This is a genomic window from Shewanella hafniensis (genome assembly GCF_019655335.1).
Taxonomy (GTDB): Bacteria; Pseudomonadota; Gammaproteobacteria; order Enterobacterales; family Shewanellaceae; genus Shewanella; species Shewanella hafniensis.
Genome location: NZ_BPFD01000054.1, coordinates 1 through 21134 on the forward strand (window position 1 = coordinate 1; position 21134 = coordinate 21134).

Annotated in this window: 21 protein-coding genes; 6 read left to right on the forward strand and 15 right to left on the reverse strand. The window is 46.1% G+C overall.

Translation table 11 applies throughout. From position 1 onward, the window contains the following. Positions 1–505 precede the first annotated feature (505 nt). The 5 genes from K5Q99_RS14985 to K5Q99_RS15005 form a co-directional block, all read right to left on the reverse strand. Entirely contained in the window at positions 506–1588 is a 1083-nt protein-coding gene (locus K5Q99_RS14985) for a DUF3137 domain-containing protein (RefSeq protein ID WP_220777313.1), read from the reverse strand. A 469-nt stretch (positions 1589–2057) separates the two neighbouring features. Then, positions 2058–2768 carry a phosphate signaling complex protein PhoU gene (gene phoU / locus K5Q99_RS14990; protein WP_106650093.1) on the reverse strand — a complete coding sequence of 237 codons (711 nt, stop codon included), beginning with the start codon at positions 2766–2768 and terminating at the stop codon, positions 2058–2060. 81 nt (positions 2769–2849) lie between these two features. Beyond that, complete coding sequence (gene pstB, locus K5Q99_RS14995) at positions 2850–3668, reverse strand: phosphate ABC transporter ATP-binding protein PstB (protein WP_106650092.1); 819 nt, start codon at positions 3666–3668, stop codon at positions 2850–2852. Between the two features lie 33 nt (positions 3669–3701). After that, complete coding sequence (gene pstA / locus K5Q99_RS15000; RefSeq protein WP_220777314.1) at positions 3702–5360, reverse strand: phosphate ABC transporter permease PstA; 1659 nt, start codon at positions 5358–5360, stop codon at positions 3702–3704. 59 nt (positions 5361–5419) lie between these two features. Then, entirely contained in the window at positions 5420–7678 is a 2259-nt protein-coding gene (locus tag K5Q99_RS15005; protein ID WP_106650090.1) for an ABC transporter permease subunit, read from the reverse strand. Positions 7679–7878: 200 nt separating this feature from the next. Between K5Q99_RS15005 and K5Q99_RS15010 the strand changes: the two genes are divergently transcribed. Next, the gene (locus K5Q99_RS15010; protein WP_106650089.1) at positions 7879–8379 is read left to right on the forward strand and encodes a glycine cleavage system transcriptional repressor; all 501 of its coding nucleotides are present in this window, start codon (positions 7879–7881) and stop codon (positions 8377–8379) included. 151 nt (positions 8380–8530) lie between these two features. Here K5Q99_RS15010 and K5Q99_RS15015 read toward each other — a convergent pair whose 3' ends face one another. Both K5Q99_RS15015 and K5Q99_RS15020 read right to left on the reverse strand, forming a co-directional pair. After that, positions 8531–9418, reverse strand: a complete 888-nt coding sequence (locus K5Q99_RS15015) for a DMT family transporter (RefSeq protein ID WP_220777315.1) — start codon at positions 9416–9418, stop codon at positions 8531–8533. 100 nt (positions 9419–9518) lie between these two features. Beyond that, on the reverse strand, positions 9519–10679 hold the full coding sequence (locus K5Q99_RS15020) for an alpha/beta hydrolase (RefSeq protein WP_220777316.1): 1161 nt from the start codon (positions 10677–10679) through the stop codon (positions 9519–9521). A gap of 257 nt (positions 10680–10936) precedes the next feature. On the opposite strand from K5Q99_RS15020, the gene K5Q99_RS15025 reads away from it, so the two are divergent. Together K5Q99_RS15025 and K5Q99_RS15030 are read left to right on the forward strand one after the other, a co-directional pair. Continuing rightward, positions 10937–11758, forward strand: a complete 822-nt coding sequence (locus K5Q99_RS15025) for a DUF2797 domain-containing protein (protein ID WP_220777317.1) — start codon at positions 10937–10939, stop codon at positions 11756–11758. A gap of 223 nt (positions 11759–11981) precedes the next feature. Continuing rightward, positions 11982–12551 carry a hypothetical protein gene (locus K5Q99_RS15030; protein ID WP_220777318.1) on the forward strand — a complete coding sequence of 190 codons (570 nt, stop codon included), beginning with the start codon at positions 11982–11984 and terminating at the stop codon, positions 12549–12551. 112 nt (positions 12552–12663) lie between these two features. Here K5Q99_RS15030 and K5Q99_RS15035 read toward each other — a convergent pair whose 3' ends face one another. Continuing rightward, positions 12664–13059 (reverse strand): VOC family protein, encoded by a 396-nt coding sequence (locus tag K5Q99_RS15035; RefSeq protein ID WP_220777319.1) that lies wholly within the window; start codon positions 13057–13059, stop codon positions 12664–12666. A 158-nt stretch (positions 13060–13217) separates the two neighbouring features. Then, positions 13218–13820, reverse strand: coding sequence for a DUF4136 domain-containing protein (locus K5Q99_RS15040; RefSeq protein ID WP_220777320.1), 603 nt, complete (start codon positions 13818–13820; stop codon positions 13218–13220). A 302-nt stretch (positions 13821–14122) separates the two neighbouring features. Between K5Q99_RS15040 and K5Q99_RS15045 the strand changes: the two genes are divergently transcribed. The 3 genes from K5Q99_RS15045 to K5Q99_RS15055 all read left to right on the forward strand — a co-directional run bounded on the left by K5Q99_RS15045 (position 14123) and on the right by K5Q99_RS15055 (position 15856). Further along, positions 14123–14716, forward strand: a complete 594-nt coding sequence (locus K5Q99_RS15045; RefSeq protein WP_115335073.1) for a LysE family translocator — start codon at positions 14123–14125, stop codon at positions 14714–14716. Positions 14717–14743: 27 nt separating this feature from the next. After that, on the forward strand, positions 14744–15292 hold the full coding sequence (locus K5Q99_RS15050; protein WP_220777321.1) for a DUF1415 domain-containing protein: 549 nt from the start codon (positions 14744–14746) through the stop codon (positions 15290–15292). A gap of 72 nt (positions 15293–15364) precedes the next feature. Continuing rightward, positions 15365–15856 (forward strand): hypothetical protein, encoded by a 492-nt coding sequence (locus K5Q99_RS15055; RefSeq protein ID WP_220777322.1) that lies wholly within the window; start codon positions 15365–15367, stop codon positions 15854–15856. A 42-nt stretch (positions 15857–15898) separates the two neighbouring features. On the opposite strand, the gene K5Q99_RS15060 is transcribed toward K5Q99_RS15055, so the two are convergent. The 6 genes from K5Q99_RS15060 to lepB form a co-directional block, all read right to left on the reverse strand. Beyond that, positions 15899–16426: a DUF4303 domain-containing protein gene (locus K5Q99_RS15060; RefSeq protein ID WP_220777323.1), complete on the reverse strand. Its 528-nt coding sequence runs from the start codon at positions 16424–16426 to the stop codon at positions 15899–15901. A gap of 121 nt (positions 16427–16547) precedes the next feature. Continuing rightward, positions 16548–16847 carry an NTF2 fold immunity protein gene (locus K5Q99_RS15065; protein WP_220777334.1) on the reverse strand — a complete coding sequence of 100 codons (300 nt, stop codon included), beginning with the start codon at positions 16845–16847 and terminating at the stop codon, positions 16548–16550. 132 nt (positions 16848–16979) lie between these two features. Further along, complete coding sequence (locus K5Q99_RS15070) at positions 16980–17447, reverse strand: GNAT family N-acetyltransferase (RefSeq protein WP_220777324.1); 468 nt, start codon at positions 17445–17447, stop codon at positions 16980–16982. Between the two features lie 111 nt (positions 17448–17558). After that, entirely contained in the window at positions 17559–18389 is an 831-nt protein-coding gene (locus K5Q99_RS15075; protein WP_220777325.1) for an enhanced serine sensitivity protein SseB C-terminal domain-containing protein, read from the reverse strand. Between the two features lie 217 nt (positions 18390–18606). Beyond that, positions 18607–19893, reverse strand: coding sequence for an acetyl-CoA hydrolase/transferase family protein (locus K5Q99_RS15080; protein WP_220777326.1), 1287 nt, complete (start codon positions 19891–19893; stop codon positions 18607–18609). Between the two features lie 279 nt (positions 19894–20172). Then, positions 20173–21132, reverse strand: coding sequence for a signal peptidase I (lepB, locus tag K5Q99_RS15085; RefSeq protein WP_220777327.1), 960 nt, complete (start codon positions 21130–21132; stop codon positions 20173–20175). Positions 21133–21134: the final 2 nt, after the last annotated feature.

The window sequence follows — 21134 nt, forward strand, 5'->3', positions numbered from 1 at the left end:
TTATGCCTATTCCGACTGGTTATATCGTTCATTGATTAGTTTGTAGCCAAACGAAGCATTACTAATAGAATAGCTAATCCGAATCTGGCTCATAAGAGTGAATTATCTAACAAGGTTTTGTCCCAAAACGTGCTGTGTATTTCTTTAAAACTTACAGATTACGCTAATGCTAAAGGCTAGCCATGGTGATTAGCGAGACGACCGTCCGCACCATGGGCGGGGTGGTCGAGCATCCAAGGACGGACTGTTTAACGACCAGTTCGCCATCTGATAGGCAGGACGCCTGAATGTCGTGCAATGCAGGGATGCATGAGAACGATCATGGCTCTCGTTCATAAGCTCAAAACCCTAGGTTTCTATTCACCGAGTCGATGAGTAAATGCCATGGCAAGCCTTTATGAGTGGATACCTGCAAACGCTAAGTCCTCTGAAGCAACCTCTTCTCACGACGAATAAAAGCCTGCTCAAAGTACAGTTCAAAATACAGAGAAAAGAACTGCTCAAGTTAACCCGCTAGCGTCTTAATCCTCTCAAGTGTCTGCTGTGTCGCTAGATTTTGCGTTGCAAGATAATCCAATTTTAGCTGTTTGATGATGCCAGTAATCAAGACTAACTCCTGCTGTAACTGCGGAATTTTCGACATATCATGGGTGGGTAAATTGATGTCGACGGTATCAAATAAATTGCCAAAATAGCTGGCCATGATCAGCACTTTATTGGCTTTAAATTCGATACTCAGCCCCGACCCGCGCGCCGTTTTACGGAATAACTGTTCCAGTTCAACGAGGCGTTCCATTACGGCGGGAGACAATAGATATCGCGCGTAATGTTGGTCGTGGGAATACACTTCAAACATGGCTTCAAAGGTCACGCTTTCGAGTTTCACTCTGGGTTTCTTTATGCCTGCCATGGTGTTACCAAGGGAGCCATAGTCTTGGCTGACAACAGTATGGGATTCAAAGCTAAAGGGCATCGTCATGATCACTACCCCACCTTTAAATTGGATCTTGTCTGACTTACTGCCGCGGGATTTTAAGGTTAATTCGCAAAATTCGAAGCTGATATCCTCTACCTTGCCGCGAATATGATCCTCTGATTGTTGCTTGCTAAAACGGGGCATAAGTTCGAAATCTGCCACTGAATCAAGGTTGACACAGGAGTCGGGGCTATAACGGTAGTCCCCTAGTTTTTTGAGTAAAACAGGCAAGATTTTATATTTGTAATGGCGCTTATATTGCATTTCAGGCAGATGAACCCACATCAAAATGCCGGCGAGGACGATCAGGCTCAAAATGGTTGGGTCATTGTTAGAGGCTAACGAGATTAAATCAAAAGCCAGTGCGGGCAGGCACAATAGCCAACCTAGACGCTTCGCCCATTTTTTACGGGAGAGTTTAGTTTCAAGCTTTTCAATTCGATAGGCTTCTAACGGCGCTAATAGCTGCAATAGCTCGGCTTTAGCGTTCTCGGACAGTGGCGGTAATTCAGCGCGGGGGAAATCAGCGGGTAAATTCGCTTCAGAAATATGATTTCGAATACTTTTAAGAGCTTCGAAACCTTGCTTTAAAGAATACAATAATGGGCTCATCAACTTATCCATGTTATCGCCGACACAGCGCCCATTCCGTTGCGCTGCTAACCCCAAACCTTAGCGGTAACAAATAGGGTGGCGGTTAAATTCTGAGGTTAACATGCTGTGATATCAATCCCACAGCTAAACACAAAAACGCTAGCAATTAGGCCTCGACTGCTTTCACTATCTAGGTCTACCGCCCTTTTCCAAAAGGCTAAAACTTATTGCAAGCATCAGATTAAACAAAGGTTAATTTATTGTAAACACAAAAATTGCCTTCTTTATTCGCGGTACCGATCCAGAATGCCAGTTCATAATCTAATTTAACTATTCAATTTAGCTATCCAATTTCACAATCCATAGCCCAAAATCCTAGCTCGCTTCTCTATCTCGCGATCCTTGCTCAGCATCCTAAAAGCAAAACGCTCCACAGAGGCTGCGGAGCGTTGTATTGAGGCATTACAACAGCAGATTAATGCGTGTGTTAGCCTTTCATGTCCTTTTCCATATCTTCGTAGGAAGTATGGCGAACGTCTTTGCCTTTCACATAGTAGATGATGTATTCACAGATATTTTTACAACGGTCGCCAACACGTTCAACCGCACGCGCTGCCCACAGTACGTCTAAGACGTCTGGGATAGAACGCGGATCTTCCATCATATAGGTCATTAATTGACGGATAATCCCTTCGTATTCGCGGTCAAGTTTGGCATCTTCTTTGTGCAGCTCTAAGGCTGTATCAGCATCCATACGTGCTAAGGCATCTAAGGTTGCATGCAACATGCGGGTCGCGTGACGGCCCATATTTTCAATGCTAACTAACAAAGGTTGCTGATTATTCAAACGCTTATCTAACGCTGCTTTAGCGATACGCACGCAGGCATCACCAATACGTTCAAGATCGGCGATGGTTTTTGAGATGGCGATAATCAGGCGTAAGTCGCTGGCCGCTGGTTGACGCTTGGCGATAATACGGGTGCACTCTTCGTCGATAGACACTTCCATGCCATTGACCTTGTGATCGCCATCGATAACCCGCTGCGCAAGTTCAGCATCAAGTGCGCTGAGCGCGTCAATGGCTTGCTCAAGCTGACGTTCAACCAAGCCACCCATAGCGAGTACGCGATTGCGGATATCATCCAGTTCAGCGGTAAACTGTCCTGAGATGTGCTTACTTAAATTCATGTTTTCCATTTAGCCAACCTTTTACTTAACTGTTTACCAAGCATGCTCAAAGCCTGCGGTTGCGGCTTTATCCGAACGCTACCGAGCTGATTAACCGTAACGTCCTGTGATGTAATCTTCGGTCTTACGTTTTTTCGGTGTAGTGAAAATCGTGTTGGTATCCGCGTATTCGACCAATTCGCCCATATACATAAAGGCCGTTTGATCTGACACCCGCGCCGCCTGTTGCATGTTGTGAGTCACAATAACCACAGTGTATTTCGTCTTAAGTTCGGTGATCAGCTCTTCAATCGTCAATGTAGAAATCGGGTCGAGTGCCGATGTGGGTTCATCGAGTAACAACACTTCAGGCTCGATGGCAATGGCACGGGCAATTACCAGACGTTGTTGCTGACCGCCAGATAAACCAAAGGCATTATCGTGCAATCTGTCTTTGACTTCGTCCCAAATCGCCGCGCCGCGCAGCGAACGCTCGGCCGCTTCGTCGAGTTCACGACGGTTATTCAACCCTTGCAATCTCAAACCATAAACGACGTTTTCATAAATCGACTTAGGAAACGGATTCGGGCGCTGGAACACCATACCCACGTTACGGCGCAGGGCCGCGACGTCGATTTTCTTGTCGTAAATATTCTGACCGTGCAGCAAAATTTCACCGTCGATATGGCAGTTATCCACCAAGTCGTTCATGCGATTAATACAGCGCAATAATGTTGACTTACCACAACCACTAGGGCCGATAAAGGCGGTCACTTGTTTTTTGGGGATCTTCATCGATACATTAAACAGCGCTTGTTTACTGCCATAGCGCAAATCTAAGTTACGGATCTCCAACGCTGTGTCAGTCTGGCTTAAGTTCGCTAAATCAAAGTTGTTGGTTTTCATTGCTGTCGAATCTATAGAAATCATATTCAGTCCTAATACTTTCAGGATAATCGCTGATTAGTGCTCAAGCGAACGATATTTTTCACGTAAATGGTTACGTACGCCAATGGCCGTCAAGTTAAGTGCCACAATCACAGACACCAGCAAGAAGGAGGTCGCATACACCAGAGGACGTGCCGCTTCAACGTTAGGGCTCTGGAAGCCCACATCATAAATATGGAAGCCTAAGTGCATGAACTTACGTTCTAAATGCACAAACGGGAAGTTAAAGTCCAGTGGTAATGTGGGTGCGAGTTTCACTACACCCACCAACATCAATGGGGCCACTTCACCGGCGGCGCGGGCGACCGCTAAAATCAAACCCGTCATGATAGCTGGGCTCGCCATTGGGATCACAATGCGCCACAGTGTCTCAGCTTTCGTGGCGCCCAGTGCCAAACTACCCTGACGCACCGCGCTCGGAATACGGCTCAAACCTTCTTCGGTTGAGACGATAACCACAGGCAAGGTTAAAATGGCTAAGGTTAATGCCGACCAAATCACCCCAGGTGAACCAAAGGTCGGTGACGGTAACGCTTCAGGGTAAAACAATTGGTCGATAGAGCCGCCCATCATGTAGACGAAGAAACCTAAACCAAACACACCATACACAATTGATGGCACACCCGCTAAGTTAATCACCGCAATGCGGATCATCTTAGTAATCGGGCCTTTCTTCGCATATTCATGCAGATACACAGCCGCGACCACACCAAATGGCGTCACAATAACGGCCATTAGCAGCACCATAAAAACGGTACCAAAAATCGCGGGGAACACGCCGCCCTCAGTGTTGGCTTCACGCGGGTCGTCACTCACAAAGCGGCCGATACCGACGAACCATTTACCTATTTTGCCAATGAAGCTTAAGTGGTTTACATAGGTCACATCCAGCACTGTATCCAGCTTAAGCTCGACTTCTTCACCGCGCATATCACGCACGATAACAGAATCTCGCGCTGCTTCATCACGTAGGGCAAATAACGCTTTTTCAAGCACTAAGTAATCTTTCTGCAGTTGCGCTCGCTTGGCCTCTAACTCAGCTTTGTTGCTATCAGTGAGTTCACCCTCTAACTCGTAACGACGCTCCTGCAAACGCAGCTTTTCAATCGCGTAGTTGATCGAGCCAATGTCTTGCTTCTGCAAATCCACCGCTTTGTCCGATAAGGCCACAGCGCGTTCGATATGCTCCATCAAGGAAGATTCAATCGCATCGTTGACTAAATCCAGACGCTTGCCGTTTTCAATCACAGCGATTGGATAACCGTAGAAGTTACCGTTTTTAGCCCGCTCAATCATGGCGACATCGCTTGGCATAGAACGGCTCAAAATGTCAGTGCTTAATATCCAGCGGAAATCCAGCCCCACAAATTCGCGGTTACCTGTCTTCACTAAATAACGGGTGACGAACTCGCCAGGATGCTCTTTAAACACATGGCCCGCAGCAATCAAACGCTCAGTAGGGACTTCTTCCCTATCGTAAACTTCCCCAATTAAGGTCGAACGTACCCCAGTGTTATCTTCGAGTTCCCACTGGTAAACCGTTGCTGGCCAAAAGTAACTTAAGCCACGCCAAGCGATTAACAGTAATAAGCCTAAGACGGCAATCAAACTGATGCTCACCGCACCGCCCGTCATCCATATCCATGGCGAGCCTGATTTTACCCACTTACCCATTGCACAAACCTCTCAAGGTCACTGGCGAAATTGTATTTAGTGTCATTGTCTTATCCCCGTTACAGCGAGCTATAGCGTTCACGTAGACGCTGTCTCACCACTTCTGCAATGGTGTTAAAGAAGAATGTAAAGATGAATAGTACGAACGCCGCGAGGAAGAGCACGCGGTAATGCGAACTACCGATTGCCGACTCAGGCATTTCAACCGCAATGTTTGCTGCCAAGGTTCGCATCCCTTCAAACACGCTCCATTCCATAATCGCAGTGTTACCTGTGGCCATCAGAACTATCATGGTCTCGCCCACAGCGCGGCCTAGGCCCATCATGATGGCCGAGAAAATACCTGGACTTGCGGTTAACAACACCACGCGTGTCAGTGTCTGCCAAGGCGTCGCACCTAAGGCTAAACTGCCGTTCGATAAATGACGTGGCACAGAGAAAATCGCATCTTCCGCGATAGAGAAAATCGTTGGAATAACCGCAAAACCCATAGCGATACCCACTACCAGCGCGTTACGTTGGTCGAAGGTGATGCCCAGTTCGTTAGTGATAAATTGACGGGTATTACCATCAAATAGCGCCACTTCGATGATAGGGCTGATGGCAAAAGAGAACCAACCCACGAAACAGACCACAGGGATCAACATCAGCTCTTGGTACACTTCGGGTAAACGTTGTTTCCAGGCTGCAGGTAACTGACTCCAGCCATAGGCCGATGCGAGAATAGAGGTCGGCAAGAGGATCAATAAGATCAGGATGCCGGGAAGATGTTCTTCGATCAGCGGCGCTAACCACAGACCCGCCAAGAAACCCAAGATAACCGTTGGTAAAGCTTCCATGATTTCGATGGTCGGTTTAACGAAACCGCGCACCTTAGGCGACATAAAGTAAGCAGTGTAAATCGCACCGGCAATGGCTAAAGGCACGGCAAACAACATGGCATAGAATGCCGCTTTCATCGTACCGTAGGCCAATGGCATTAAGCTCAGCTTAGCTTCGAAATCGTCAGAACCCGAGGTTGATTGCCACACGTATTTAGGCTCTGGATAACCTTCGTACCACACCTTGTCCCACATAGCGCTCCATGACACTTCTGGGTGAGAGTTTTCCACACTGAAGATATGCAGCTTTTTATCCGCTTCAACGACTATGCCGTTTGAGCGTGGGGTAAAGCCCATTTTACCTGGGTTTTTAAGGTCGAACTTTTCGTCAAACAGTTCACGATGACTCGTGGTGTAGAGCAATGTCAGCTCGCCCTCTGGGCTCACAGTTGCAAAACTCTTACGGTAGAATTCAGAGGTAAGTGACTCAATAGGCGGTAAGTCATCAAACTGGCGAATTTCCTGATATAAACGCCCTTTTGGACCACTAACTTGGAAGTACTGGGCCACAATACCTGTGTCATAGCTGACCAGTAATGAACTCGCCCCAGCCAGCAAAGCCACATTATTCACTTGGGCTTTAGCCCGTTCAACATCAATCACCTGCAGCAAATCTAGGCTGTCAATATCACGGATGTCATACACGAAGATTTTATTGCCGGTTTGCAACATCAATTGACGTTGGTCTGGCGTCATTAGCTCATGGGAGACTTTCTTCGGCGCATCTTGAATTTGTGAGGTAGTAGAAACCCACTCCACTTCTTCAGTCATCATGTTCTCTTGCCCTTCGAGGCGAGTCAGACGCCAAATGCCGTTCTCATCTTGATAAGCAAAACTCATTTTGTCTGAGCTATAGCTGAAGGTCAGTTTATTAATCGCCCCACCCGTTTCATTAATGGTGATCGGGGTTTCGCCTGCGGGATAACGCAGTTTAGGCGTGATTAAACGCTTGTTGTTTGGGTAACTCAAACCAAACTCTAGGCCAGCCACGAGCACCTGACCATTACTTAATCCCAGCGCAAAACGCTGTTCGCTCGGCACGGCAACGGCGGCACTGGTCACAGTCACGCCCGCTGGCAATGGCGGTGTAAAGCTAGAAAGTAAGTTACCGTCGGCAACGGTATAAAAGTCCACTTGGCCATCAACGGCCACACGGTACATCACCTCATTTTGCTCTTCAGCGCCCACCATTAATGTCGGAACATCCGCGTGTTGATAGCTCACCGTCTTCACAGGTGTGACATCAGCACTATCGAAAATAGGTTTAATCACATACAACAGATAAAAGAAGATCAACAATAAGGCGACAAACACCATAGTGCCGCCGATAGTGACGCCGATTTGCGCCGCTTTATCCTTAAATGCCCTGCGATTCGAGCGTCCGCCTTTAAGCATACTGTGCGATGCAGAACCAGGTTGAGTGACCTGACTTTCCATTAAGAACCTCTATTATTAATAGCCAGCGAGTTTTTTCGCTAGGATTTGCCGAGTGCTATGCTTACACTGTTTGAACGTAAACTGAGCAATAACAACATCCTTTATTCTAAGTGCGTTGGATTATATGACGCAAAGATGACAGTTGTGTTACACCCCGTTTTAAAACAGGTGCCTTTTACAAAAAATAGGAGTCAGTCACTATGCTACGATATTTAATCACACTACAAGCACCTGATAGAAAAGGATTAGTAGAACAAATCGCCCATGCAGTGAGCCGCCACGGCGGCAACTGGCTCGACTCAGAATTACGCCATATCGACGGTATCTTTGCAGCTATTCTGCTGCTCGAAGTGCCTGCCTTGCGTATGGACGAACTCATTGAGGCGCTGGAGTGCATCGATAGCCTCACCCTCACCTACGCCAAAACCTCGGTCGCCCTTAAGCCCATCAAACGTTTAAGCTACAGCCTAGTGGCCTACGACAGACCCGGACTCGTGCTCGATATCTCAAATAAAATCAATGCACTTGGCATCAATATCGAGCAGTTTAGTAGCCAATATGAAACCGCTGGCCACACAGGTATCGCACTATTTCGGGCGACTATCGGCCTTGGACTCACAGATCTCGCCCAAGAAGATCAACTGGTAACATCCCTCTATGCCCTAGGTGATGATCTCGTGCTCGATAGATTAAGCCGTTAACCTTTACGACGAGCGAAACTTAGCACGCCAACACGTTTAGAGCGTGCATTTGCCATAGCACTTTCAAACAGCACTTAAATGGCACCTAAGAACGGTTTTTAAAATGCTAAAAATACAAACGCCGCTAAGCAGATGCCAGCGGCGTTGTTGTTTAACTCACTTTTTGATGCCGAGATTTGACTAAGTAACGCAGCGGCACTTGGGAGATCAACATCCCCAGCAACATCAAGCCACAGCCGAATAATGCCCGCACACTCAAACTCTCATCAAGGAAGATAATACCGCCAATGGCCGCAAATACGGTTTCTAAACTGAGGATAATCGCCGCATGGGCAGGATGCGCATTTTTCTGCGCCAACACTTGCAAGGTATAGGCAATCCCTACCGAAATCAGCCCAGCATAGAAAAGTGAACCCCAAGCTGCCAACACGCCATCGAGCGTGGTGACTTCAATCACCGCCGACACCATCAAACTCAGCACGCCGCAGACAAAAAACTGCATCATGGCTAACACCACGGGCGAAATCCGCTTGGCAAAATGATCCACCGCCAAAATGTGCAATGCCCAAAACAAGGCACCCATCAACTGCAAGGCATCGCCATAACCTATGCTCATGCCATCTTTAACGCTTAAAAAATACAAACCGACCGCGGCAATCGCGCAGCCAAGCCAAGTATTCAAGCCTGTCGTATGTTTTAGCGCTAACCCAAGCACAGGCACTAACACTATATATAGGCCAGTGATAAAACCCGCGTTCGCTGCCGTGGTGTATTGCAAACCGACCTGTTGAAATGACGCGCCCGCAAACAGTAAAACCCCGACCAGCAAACTGCCGCGCACTACATCCTTTGGCGCACTCACATGCAGCTTATTTTGCCGACGCAAGTACCACACCAAAGGCACTAAGCTGAACGTCCCCATTAAAAAGCGAATACCATTAAACGCAAAGGGGGAAAGATGTTCCATGCCTAAGGTTTGGGCAACAAATCCAAAGCCCCAAATCGCGGCGGCAAGCAGTAATAACAGGTTGGCAGGCAAGATAAATTCTCGACGAACAAAAAGATCACAAGATTACCTAGCGGCGTGAGACTTGTCCAAACATGTTGCAACTTTGTAGTCACCCCCTCTCTTGGAGCGGTTACTTTTTCGCTTGCGACTGCAAGTGTTTAGCTTGACTGAGGATCTCATTTAAAAACACGGAATCCGTTTGTTTTGCCAGTAACACGGCTTTATCGGAGGCTTTAATCGCCTGCTCAAGCTGCCCATCCAGATCATAGGCGGTCGCTAAACTGTCCCATAGCACCTCTGAATTGGGGAACATGCGCGTCCCTTCTTCAAGAATTTCAACGCCCCAAGCCGTTTTTTGTTCATAAGTGGCTTTGAGTCCATAAACATTATATTGCTGAGCAAAGAGTGGAAATTCATAGCCGAACTCAGCGCTCTTTTGTCGATAGAAGTGTTTTATGTCCTTGAGTGGCATAACGGCAATTTCAGGCACGGCATTCCAACCGGCAAAAAGGGTCTTTAATGCCTCAATATTGCCAACAAGCGGCGTACTGTCGTGGGTTTCATCGGGGAAGTGTTTGTAAAACCAATACAGTTGCTTTGATGCGTTACCCATGCCCGATGGGTTTGGGCCTAAGCTGTCTTGCAACTGCTTAATTTGCGCCGCAAACGCGCTTGCCATTTCATTGGGTTCACTTGCCATACTCAAAAACCAGCGCAGTGGTTTTGCACGCTTAGCGTGTAATAACTCTGCCGACTTAAGCACTAGCCAATCACTGTCCCACCATAAACTGGGACTGATTGAAATGACCGCATCAAATTGGCTATTAGGCGTCAAGGCCACATAACTCGTAAACAGCCCAGCTAAGGAATGGCCCGTGAGTATTTGATAATCCGAGGTGCGGTATTTTTTGCCTAATTCGCTGAGTAGCTCTTGCTCTAAAAATTGCCTGAACCGTTCAGCACCACCGGAGCTGTCTTTAAATTTAGCGATTCGAGTCGGCGTGAAATACTTCATCCGTTGATTCGAACTCACGCCAACGGTGATCATTTCCGGAATAATGGCATAAGTACTTAAAAAGCCGACATTCGCCGCCACATGCTCAAATTGGGTAGAGCCATCTAGTACGATTAATACCGGATAGTTAAAGTCGTTGGAATGCGCATAGGTATCTGGCAAATGGATTTGTAAGTTGATGTCATCATTCAAGATTTCTGAATGAATTACCGTCTTATCCGTCTGTGCGAAGACAGCCGTTGAAAAGAAAAACATCAGCACTAAAACCAACCGCATAAGTACACCTCCATTTGTAATGCTGGGTAACTTACTGGTTTTCATCATAAGACTCAAATCATTACCCTCAAAAAGTCTGATTGAGATGATGGAGTTGAGTACAGTTTACAAAGACTCACTTATCGAAAAATCCTATCTAAACTGGCTTGGATAATCTTGTATACTGACGGCCACGCAATGACGATATAACGAAAGCGTGCACTAGACCGCATGATGAGCGACTAAGCTGCACCAGAACGCAACACATTAGGATTACCATGTTAGGAACGCTAAAAAAGATGCGCGTACAGTTAGATGACGCGCAACAAGTGCAATATCAACTTGTTGTCGGTGATGAGTTACTCCCGCTCAATCCATTGATAGGCAAGCAATTAACCTTGACCCACACTGGCAATATCTTCTGCTGCAACTGCGGTAAAAAGAGCAAGAAGAGTTATTCGCAGGGCCACTGTTTTGTCTGTATGCAAAAGCTGGCGAGTTGCGATATGTGCATCATGAAGCCGGAAACCTGCCATTACGACCAAGGTACTTGCCGCGAGCCAGAGTGGGCCCAGAGCCACTGTTTTGTGCCACATTATGTGTATTTGGCGAATACTTCGGGCGTTAAAGTCGGCATTACCCGCCACACGCAACTGCCTACCCGCTGGATTGACCAAGGTGCCACCCAAGGTTTGCCGATTTTTAAAGTGTCAACAAGGCAACTCTCAGGCTTAGTCGAAGTAGAATTGGCCAAACTGGTGAACGATAAAACCCATTGGCAAGCGATGCTCAAGGGCCACGCCGATGATATCGATTTAAATGCTAAAGCTGCAGAACTTATCCCGCAAATTGAGGCTAAGTTGCACGAAATCGGCATGCAAAAAGGCGATTACAGTATCGAGCGTTTAGATGAAACGATTCAGTCAATTCACTATCCCATCGACACCTTTCCGAAAAAGATCACTTCCCACAACTTCGATAAAAATGGGGTGGTAAGCGGAATTTTACAGGGGATTAAAGGTCAGTATCTGATCTTCGATACGGGCGTGATTAACATTCGTAAATTCACCGCCTATGAAGTGAGCGTAGAGCTAATATAACTTCATTTTTATGCAATTCAGTGTGTTGCTATCTGTCATGGTTATCAACACACTGATAGCGAAACCTCGGCATGCTCATGCATTGAAACTGTGCCAGAGCATAGGTTAATTGATTGCCGCCGTCTCGTTATTACCCCGAGGAACTCGAGCCTTGCCTCCGTATGGATGAAAATAGCGCTTGGCTTCCCCAAAGTAAAAAACATCTTTATATGGAATATTTTTGATGAAACAAGGACCTCAACATTTTATCCGTCGCTGTGCATTCCAACAAAAATTACGTAGTAAGCAATCTGGAATATTTTTGCTCTTGATAATCCCGCTGATAATAGCAAGCGGCCCTTGGAAGGAACTGACTGCATCGCTTTCGACAGAACCATGGGATATAGGATTTACTATTGTTGTCGTTTTAGCCGTTGTGGTGGCATTTTTCTTCGTCTTCATGATCATTTCTGAATCGATAAGACTAGGCAAAGCCGCTAAAAATGAACAAAGGAAATTAGCCGAAGCGGGGCCAGATGGCTATTACATTGATATCTATCAAGAAGGCCTCATTTTTCATGTTTACGATGCCGAATTTCATCTTTTTGAGATGAAGCAGCAGTTTGTCCCTTTGGATGACATTGCCAGTACAAAATACTCAAAACGCAGAGGCATACGTAGCTTCACGATCAACTTTGCCCACATTTCCGGCCAAGTGTCGTTCACACCTAGGGAAATAAATGTGGATGATTTTGATTTTATAAAGGAATTTCTTGAGACTCATATTTCCAACCGAGGGAATAAGCCAGCTTAAGATAGGCTGGTTAATTAAACATAGGCGCGCTGCCTTGTGTACAGCTTAGGTCTCACGCAACGCGCGCTATTATTGGACAAGCTTGGTTTAGAGGAATGTGCAAGAGGATGCACTAACCTTGCGCTTCCATATGAACAAGTTCCCAGATATGCCCATCGGGATCTTCAAACGCATGGCCATACATAAATCCTTGATCTTGCGCTTGACGATAGGCTTTGCCGCCATGCTGCTCGGCAAGCTTAACCAAGTGATCGACACGCTCTCGACTGTCGCAGTCTAGGCAATTGAGCACTTCTGTCGTGGTATGAGCATCCGCAATCACCTTATCGGTAAAACCAGAGAAAAAAGGCTTAGCCAGCAGCATCACATAAATATTGTCCGCAATGACGACGCAGGCAGCCTGCTCATTGCTGTATTGCTCATTGATGCCAAAACCAAGACCTGAGTAGAAAGCGCGTGAATCCTGAACGCTCTCGACTGCCAAATTAACAAAGATGCTTTGAGTCATAATAATCTCCCTTTATAAGTGCTAACCGGACGTCAGACTAAGTCCTATAAACAGGACGGTAAATCGTCCTGTTTATGCTTGTTACAGCCTAAACTATGATCACTAAAAGAACAAAGCGAGTATCTCACTCGCCTTATGATTGCGCCTAGTTGACGGCATTATTGCACCGCATGGGTGACGGGCAGCGCTGACAACATTTCATCGATTAAACCATCGAAACGGGTTTTGACTTCATCCATATCCTTAATGTTGGCAAAGCCTTGGGCAAGGACTCGCCATACCATTTCAGAAGATTGCCCCACGATCGCTGTCGGCTTAAAAAGGCTAATGAGTACTGAACCCTTATCGTATTTTTTAGGATCCACACCTTGGTTTGACAGACCCGGCACTAAGCCTGCAGCGGCCAATATCTGCTCGTCAGACATTTGTGTACCCATGGCAACCCCAAAACCCACTTGGAAGTCAGCGAGTTGCGTATCTTCTACCCAGCGATACCCTTTCGTCAGTAGCACCTTTTTAAGGGTATCCTGCATATGTTGCTGGACTTGCTGTTTATCGAGCCTAGGATCAACAAAGATTTTCTGTAAAGTGGGATGCCAACTGTAGGTCATGGCGCTCGGCGGTAATTGGCTCAAATCCCCCGAAGTCACGACTGTGGTTCGCAACACCTGCGAATCCTCCACACTCACACAGGCCGTCAACACGGCCAAACTGATGGTTAAAAGCGTCAATAAACGCCCAATTTTCTGTGGTAAATACATGCTCTTTCCCTTATTGCGATTTTTACAGCTTAAGGATAGTTGCTATTTCTCAGACTGAAAGTCTATATGCATCATGATGTTAAATCGTGCTTATCGACAAGGACTACGGTAAGACAATCACCCCGGTCCAATTCGTTATGATTTGTTACTTATAAAGCCCACCCTGCGTATAGGCGCGGTTCCGTTTACCCGCTAGAATGCTTCGCTTAACGTCAGTGATAGTCATACTTCGGCACGTAAATTCGAGGTAGATTTCCCTATCATAATGCCAAAAACGACAACAAAAGGTGTGAGATCTATCTATGGAGTTAATACTCGCTATCGCGCTATTCGCCTTCTCATCGGGGATCACCCCAGGGCCGAACAACATTATGCTGATGACCTCAGGGGTTAACTTCGGCGTAAAACGCAGTATTCCGCATCTGATGGGAATAAGCCTTGGCTTCCCAACCATGATCCTCGCGATTGGTTTGGGCTTAAGCGCGCTCTTCCAAAGCTATCCTATCATCCATCAAGTGATTAAAGTCGTCGGCATAGGTTACCTTTTGTATCTGTCTTGGCTTATCGCCAACAGCAGTAGCAAGATGGAAGGCAAAGCCATTGCCAAACCCTTTAGTTTTATCCAAGCTGCGGCGTTTCAATGGGTGAATCCTAAGGGCTGGATCATGGCGGTGGGCGCAATTGCAACATTCACATCAGTACAGCAAGATTTAACCCCGCAAGTGATTACTATCGCGACAGTATTTTTATGTGTCGCCTTCCCCTGCGCCATTGTGTGGCTCGGTTTTGGCGTGGCCCTTAAGCGCATTTTAAAAAATGAGCGCCAACAGAAGATCTTCAATATCACGATGGCAGTCTTGCTTGTGGCGTCTATCATCCCTATGATCGCCCCCTAATTTTTGTCAGCACGAGCCACGACCACCATGAACGAAATCGACATGATCATTGAACAAACCGACAACTGGGTCAAAAAAGTGATCATGAAATACAATATTTGCCCCTTCGCCAGACAAGAAGTCGAGCGCGGCAGTATTCGGTATCTAGTGGTTGAACAAACCAAAGTCAAACTCGTGCTTAAGGCATTAATCGAAGAGTGCCAATACCTCGACGCCCACCCCGAAGCCGAAACCACGCTGTTTATTCTGCCCCGAGGTTTTGAGGGCTTTTACACTTATCTCGATCTCGTCGATATGGCGAACGACGCCTTATTCGACAACGACTATGAAGGCGTGTATCAGCTCGCGCATTTTCATCCCGACTATTGCTTCGAGGATGAACCACAGGATTCGGCGGCCAATTTTACCAACCGCGCCCCCTACCCAACCCTGCATATAATTCGCGAGGCCAGTATGGAGTTCGCCCTTGCTAACTACAACGACCCAGAATCTATTCCCGAGCGCAATATTCAATTTTGTGAGCGTAAAGGCAGCGAGTTTTTTATTAAATTACTCGCTGAGTGCATGGGGAAATAGTCTCATCGCGGCGAAAGTACATGCGCCGCATCGCAATCTGCTCATTGCTTACGACAAAGGAATGTAATCACGATGGACTTGATCATCCCACCAGCATTAAAGCCATGGTTTAGCTCTGATATTCCTGAATCACGCCAACTCGATATCGGTTTTGCCCTATTCGAATTTCCAAGATTTGAAGACTTAATCGATTTTCAAATGGGTTATCGTTGGCACGGTATCACCCAAGCGCGGGAACCTGCTTGGGATGATAATTGGTTAGTACTGGCAAGCTCCCATGGCGATCCCTTAATTTATCATTTAAAGGATGGGCACATTCTTTTCACTCGCCATGGAGCTGGCCGCTGGGTGCCCCGCCTTCTTTTTGCCGATTTAGCCCAAATGTCTCGCTGCTTTAATGCCTTAGCAACACTCATCACCCACGCAGGCGATGCCCTTTTTGATGATGACTACAATATCCAACCAAATTATGTTGAGTTAATTAAAACGGAAATTGTTCATCATGTAGGCCTCGAACAAGGGAGCCAGATCATCGAGCAATTGGAGATCAGAATCTACGCTTAAAGTAGTCTAGTGATGACTCGACGAGGGAAATGGTCATTCAGTTCATTTCACTCTATCGGCCAGCATATCGGCAACATCTTCATCATGGTCGATACTAAAGGCGATAAAGTCATCGGTCTTAGGTATCGCTTGATACACTTCCGTCTGGGTAAACAGTTGTAGGCATTCGGAAAATATCAAACGTATTTGCCCCACTATGGCTTCCCACTCGCTAAAGTCATCCTCGGGTAAGCGCTGTTGAATGGCTTGCATCTCGCCCTCTGAAAGCACATAAAGCGTACTCACACATTGATACTCCCAGTCACCCATATTGAACTTAAGCTCTTGGATGGCTTCAGGGTTTTGGTATGACGCTGCCCATTCCCCCGACTGGTAATAGGCTAAGCAACGCTGGAAATCCAATTCAGTATTAAAACAAAGATTTAATTCAGCGTATTCGGCATTTGTATCGAAGGCGAAGGCATAAAAGGTTTTATCTGGATGGCTTAATAAAAACCGTTCAACCTCCACTGTTGTAAACTGCATTATCTCGGCTTTGATCCGTGCAACGAGCTGATGATCTAATAGCATAGAGTTTTTCCACCTAAAAAATATCGTTTGAAATTACGTCAAATCACTGAGTTTAAGCCGACCTTATTAGCTCTAAGTTTGTGTAGCATTTTTACGATTCGAGCATGAAAATAAAGCCCAATCACAGGATTTGTGTGCTCCATTTCTCATTGCCATAGCGACGATTCTTATAGCTATCGATACGCCATTCATCGGCCTTTTTAAGGACGATAAACAGATACTCATCTTCGAAGTTACTGCTGGTTTTGATATAGATTTCGGCTCTGCTGTTATGTTTTAAGTTAACGAGCAGCTCAAGGGGATGGTCACAACCATTAAACTTTGAAGGAAAACCAAAGGAGTTGCGAACTTTACCGCCGTAAACACGGGGCTTATCGGTACAAAACCCATCGAATAAGGGGGAGATTTGTTCATTGAGCAGAAAATACTATGCCTGACCTGTCTTTTTCTTGCGGCATAACACACTCCAACATCGACAACTTATTTCGATTTAATGGAAGTGCAAACACTAGGTTTTAATTTAAATGACTTGATTTTCGTCTTTCAAAACTGCTTATGCACCGATGTTTGCGCTCATAACCAGTACATTTATACCTTTATAATTGACCTGTTCTATAGGCTCAAAGCCGTGTTGCAAATACAAACCTCCGGTTAAATCCTCTGTTTGAAGGTACAGGTTTTTAACGCCTATTTTATGCGCTAGCGATATGATCTCTTTTACTAGTTTTGAGGCGACGCCTTGTCCCCTAGCCTGCTTAGTGACGTAAACACCACCAAGCCAAAATTCAAATTCTGGATATATGTCCATTTCTCGAATTTTTAGTTCTGCTGATCCAGCAAGAACGCCATTCACTTTCCCGATGATCAGAATTGGAGCGGTATCTCGATTTATAGATGTTGAAACTTTTTTAACTACTTCATCCTCGGTATAACTACCACTATCTCGGCACCATTCGTTGAAATACCATCTAGCGACAGTTTCTATAGCTGAAGGATTATCGGCAAGTAATGAAATTTCCATATATCTCCGTACATGTATCACGCTCACTTAAGCGTTTTACTTACTTTGGTTACAATGCTTGTGGGACGAAGCAGCTTTGCTGCAAAAAATAAATTAGCCTGTTATTTATGATTAGGCAAACCAGCGCTTCATTTTTGCAAACAACGACTGACGGTAAAAAGGCTCGGCTTTTTCAACACAAAACTGTCCGAGGGGTTCTTGAACATCTGCGCGCATTTGATGCACTTTCACCTCCCAACTACTGGGGTCCATTTTGCGCTGCATTCTATCCACATCTGCCCTGATCCGGCTTAAATCATCGGCATCATCAGCGACAAACTGCACCATCAAACAGAGCGCATGATCTGTGCAACTCCTACCAAAGTTCAACGAGTTGGATTCGATAAGATAGGCTTTATGGACACGCTTATAGTTTGAGAGTATTTCCTTTAACTCCGCAAAAATGGGCAGTTCATCACTGAAGACTTTGCCCAGAATAACCAGTGCGCCCCTTTGTTCAACCAAAGAAAAATCCGGTAATAGCATGTAGCGGATCTCATCTTCATCTAAGGTTTTCGACATATTACTGTTGGGATTCAGCGCCATATCATTGCCCGACTGCAATAGCAGCTGAAAAATCGTGGCCGCTTCGAGTTCCATCACGCCATGGTACTCAGTGCCTTCGCTTTTCATCAGCTCAATGGCTTTATCAACCGCAATTTGAGAGGTAAAAATAGGGGTAAAAGGATGATCGCTGCCATCTTCTAAGGGGATATACCATTGCTTGATGCTGATCGCGATAGCACCATCGCCCGCCTGCGGCGCATCCTCGCTACCCTCACTCAAGATAAAGAGTTTTGCTTGGCTCAATTGCTGATAAAACGCCTCAGCGTGCGCATTATTGCTTAATGCCTTTTCAAAACATTGTTCGAGTGGATTGGTCGCTTCTAAGTGGTACAGCATTGACAAACATCCTTTTATTTAGCAGTTCAGTCCTTTCTTATCAAAGCGTTAAAATACTTTAAGCAATTCAATTAACACTGAACAGATAATATCGAGCGGGCATATTAAAACATTGAGCGCGGGGGATCTAGTACGCCCAGCCTACCTCTCTTTATGTATATGCTTGCCATCAATGAAGACTGAGCGCCGGTTCTGAACGAGGGATCACACCTGAAAACTACAGTCTTAAGCCCCAAACATCGAAGGCATCACGACTCAGTTGCTCCCTAAAATCTGGGTGAGCGATGGCGATCAACGCTTGTGCCCGTTCGCGCAATGAACGGCCGCGTAGATTGGCAGCGCCATATTCGGTCACAATGTAATGCACATGGGCCCGAGTGGTAACGACACCCGCGCCAGGTGATAACACGCTTGCAATGCGGGAAATCGTGCCGCCCGCAGCCGTGCTTGGTAGCGCAATCACAGAGCGACCGCCTTCGGATAAGCCTGCGCCGCGGATAAAATCCATCTGGCCGCCGACGCCGGAATAGATTTTAGTGCCAATCGAATCGGCACACACTTGGCCAGAAAGGTCGACCTGTAGCGCCGAGTTAATCGCCATCACATTAGGGTTTTTACGGATAATAGACGTGTCGTTGACTTGCTCTATGTCCATAAAGATAACCGCAGGATTATCATCAACATAGTCGTATAATTTTTGACTACCCAAGGCAAAACCTGTGACCAGTTTCCCCGGATAAAATCGCTTCTTGCTGTTGTTAATCACGCCCTTTTCAACCAGTTGTAATATGCCGTCAGAAAATAGCTCAGTGTGAACGCCCAAATCCTTATGGTCGGTTAAGCAAGATAAAACGGCATCGGGGATTGCGCCTATGCCCATCTGCAGGCAATCGCCATCGCGTACCAATTGGGCGACATTTTTGCCAATCGCCAGACTCACGGCATCGCCCGTACCAAAAGAATGGATCGGCAAGGCCGCACTTTCTTCATACACAGCGGCAAAACGGTCGATATGGATAAACCCATCACCGTGGGTACGTGGCATTTGTGGATTAATATGGGCGATGATCTTGCCCGCCACTTGGCAGGCTGCGAGCGTGGCTTCAACCGAAATGCCTAAGGAACACATGCCGTGCTTATCGGGCGGCGAGACTTGGATAATAGCAGTATCAATTTTTTGCTCGCCGGAGCGAAATAACTTAGGCACTTCCGACAGGAAAATCGGCACGTAATCAGCATCACCACTTTGCAATAATGCTCGCGTCGGCACGCCACCGAAAAAACATCGATGGCGTAAATGTCCCTGTAAACTCGGATGGCTTAAGGATTCAGCGCCCTCTGTATGTAACTGTAATAAGGTAAGATTGTCTTTAGTGAGTGCGTGCTGCGCCAACGCATCGAGTAAGATACGCGGCGTGGCGCCCATGGAATGCGTCCACAGCGTCTCGCCACTTTGAATTAATGCAACGGCTTCGAGCGCGCTATGACAAATGATTGCAGGCATAATGAATTCCCTTCCCTAAGCATGATGGCGGCAATGGCCCTAGCAGTAGTGTAAGGGATATCCTAATTAAGCAATATCGATTTCAATGGCTTAGCGCGACTGTTTATCTATAGTTTGCGCTATATCAAACTCTGGATTATTAATTGGATCTCAAAATACACATTCAAGCTATTTTTGCACAAGAGGCTAATAAAACCTCAGGCTAAAATGCTTTGCAGAAATTTGATTAGGGATAACACCAATAAGCCCGTATTAGGTTATCCCCATCAGCGCTCAGCCTTACCAAATATATATCACTTTACCAATAATCAAGTCTTGAGGAATAAACCCAAAATATCGACTATCTAAGCTATTGTCTCTGTTATCACCTAAGACGAAATACTGACCAGCGGGAACTAACCATTCACCCCTTAATGTGTTTTCCTGCACATAATAGCGATCAACCAGTTCTTTCTGATGGCGGAGTAATAATACCTGATAGCGAATGTCATCCAGCGACTCTTGGTAAACGGCTTGAGTCTCAGTACTCAACTCGGGTAATAATTTTTTATCGATACGTTCGTATTGTGAGTCCAATTCTGTACACGCTTCCCTCGATACATCACAGGCTTTCTGCACAAAAATGGTTTTATCACGATAGATAATCCTATCGCCGGGTAAACCAATGACACGTTTAACATAGTCAATTTTCGGGTTTGCAGGGTATTGAAATACCAATATATCCCCTCTTGCGGGTGTGACCGATGGCGTCGACTTAGCCAGTTGAAAACCTAGATATCGATAGTTACCAAAACCATATTTGCTCACCAACACATGATTGCCGGGCGCTAACGTCGGCTTCATGGAAGAGGCCGGAATACTAAAAGGCTCAAAGAAAAAACCTCGTAACACAATCAGCGGCAACATCATCAAAGCGTAACTCGCTAACACTATCCACCAGCGAGCATACCAGCGGCGGGGTTGAGTAATATCGTAACGACGGGCGATCATAAACCCGTGAATGGGACAAATAACAATAAATAACCAAGAAAGGTAAATATGTTGAAGCCAAGCCATATTCCCCGATTTAAATGGGAAATAATTTGAGTGTAAAAATACATCCACGGCCGCGATAATCAGCGCACCAATACAATATCGAATAAAATATTTAAATTGATTAACGTATAAAAATACAAACGGCTGAAAAAATATACCTAATAATACTGCGAGCCAAGTTTTTGGCTTCCATTGAATATCCAATT

What these genes read in the sequence shown, in the direction of transcription:
- K5Q99_RS14985 (WP_220777313.1), bottom strand. Translation starts at nt 1,588, where the DNA reads ATGAGCCCATTATTGTATTCTTTAAAGCAAGGTTTCGAAGCTCTTAAA.
- phoU (WP_106650093.1), bottom strand. Translation starts at nt 2,768, where the DNA reads ATGGAAAACATGAATTTAAGTAAGCACATCTCAGGACAGTTTACCGCT.
- pstB (WP_106650092.1), bottom strand. Translation starts at nt 3,668, where the DNA reads ATGATTTCTATAGATTCGACAGCAATGAAAACCAACAACTTTGATTTA.
- pstA (WP_220777314.1), bottom strand. Translation starts at nt 5,360, where the DNA reads ATGGGTAAGTGGGTAAAATCAGGCTCGCCATGGATATGGATGACGGGC.
- K5Q99_RS15005 (WP_106650090.1), bottom strand. Translation starts at nt 7,678, where the DNA reads ATGGAAAGTCAGGTCACTCAACCTGGTTCTGCATCGCACAGTATGCTT.
- K5Q99_RS15010 (WP_106650089.1), top strand. Translation starts at nt 7,879, where the DNA reads ATGCTACGATATTTAATCACACTACAAGCACCTGATAGAAAAGGATTA.
- K5Q99_RS15020 (WP_220777316.1), bottom strand. Translation starts at nt 10,679, where the DNA reads ATGCGGTTGGTTTTAGTGCTGATGTTTTTCTTTTCAACGGCTGTCTTC.
- K5Q99_RS15025 (WP_220777317.1), top strand. Translation starts at nt 10,937, where the DNA reads ATGTTAGGAACGCTAAAAAAGATGCGCGTACAGTTAGATGACGCGCAA.
- K5Q99_RS15030 (WP_220777318.1), top strand. Translation starts at nt 11,982, where the DNA reads ATGAAACAAGGACCTCAACATTTTATCCGTCGCTGTGCATTCCAACAA.
- K5Q99_RS15035 (WP_220777319.1), bottom strand. Translation starts at nt 13,059, where the DNA reads ATGACTCAAAGCATCTTTGTTAATTTGGCAGTCGAGAGCGTTCAGGAT.
- K5Q99_RS15040 (WP_220777320.1), bottom strand. Translation starts at nt 13,820, where the DNA reads ATGTATTTACCACAGAAAATTGGGCGTTTATTGACGCTTTTAACCATC.
- K5Q99_RS15045 (WP_115335073.1), top strand. Translation starts at nt 14,123, where the DNA reads ATGGAGTTAATACTCGCTATCGCGCTATTCGCCTTCTCATCGGGGATC.
- K5Q99_RS15050 (WP_220777321.1), top strand. Translation starts at nt 14,744, where the DNA reads ATGAACGAAATCGACATGATCATTGAACAAACCGACAACTGGGTCAAA.
- K5Q99_RS15055 (WP_220777322.1), top strand. Translation starts at nt 15,365, where the DNA reads ATGGACTTGATCATCCCACCAGCATTAAAGCCATGGTTTAGCTCTGAT.
- K5Q99_RS15060 (WP_220777323.1), bottom strand. Translation starts at nt 16,426, where the DNA reads ATGCTATTAGATCATCAGCTCGTTGCACGGATCAAAGCCGAGATAATG.
- K5Q99_RS15070 (WP_220777324.1), bottom strand. Translation starts at nt 17,447, where the DNA reads ATGGAAATTTCATTACTTGCCGATAATCCTTCAGCTATAGAAACTGTC.
- K5Q99_RS15075 (WP_220777325.1), bottom strand. Translation starts at nt 18,389, where the DNA reads ATGCTGTACCACTTAGAAGCGACCAATCCACTCGAACAATGTTTTGAA.
- K5Q99_RS15080 (WP_220777326.1), bottom strand. Translation starts at nt 19,893, where the DNA reads ATGCCTGCAATCATTTGTCATAGCGCGCTCGAAGCCGTTGCATTAATT.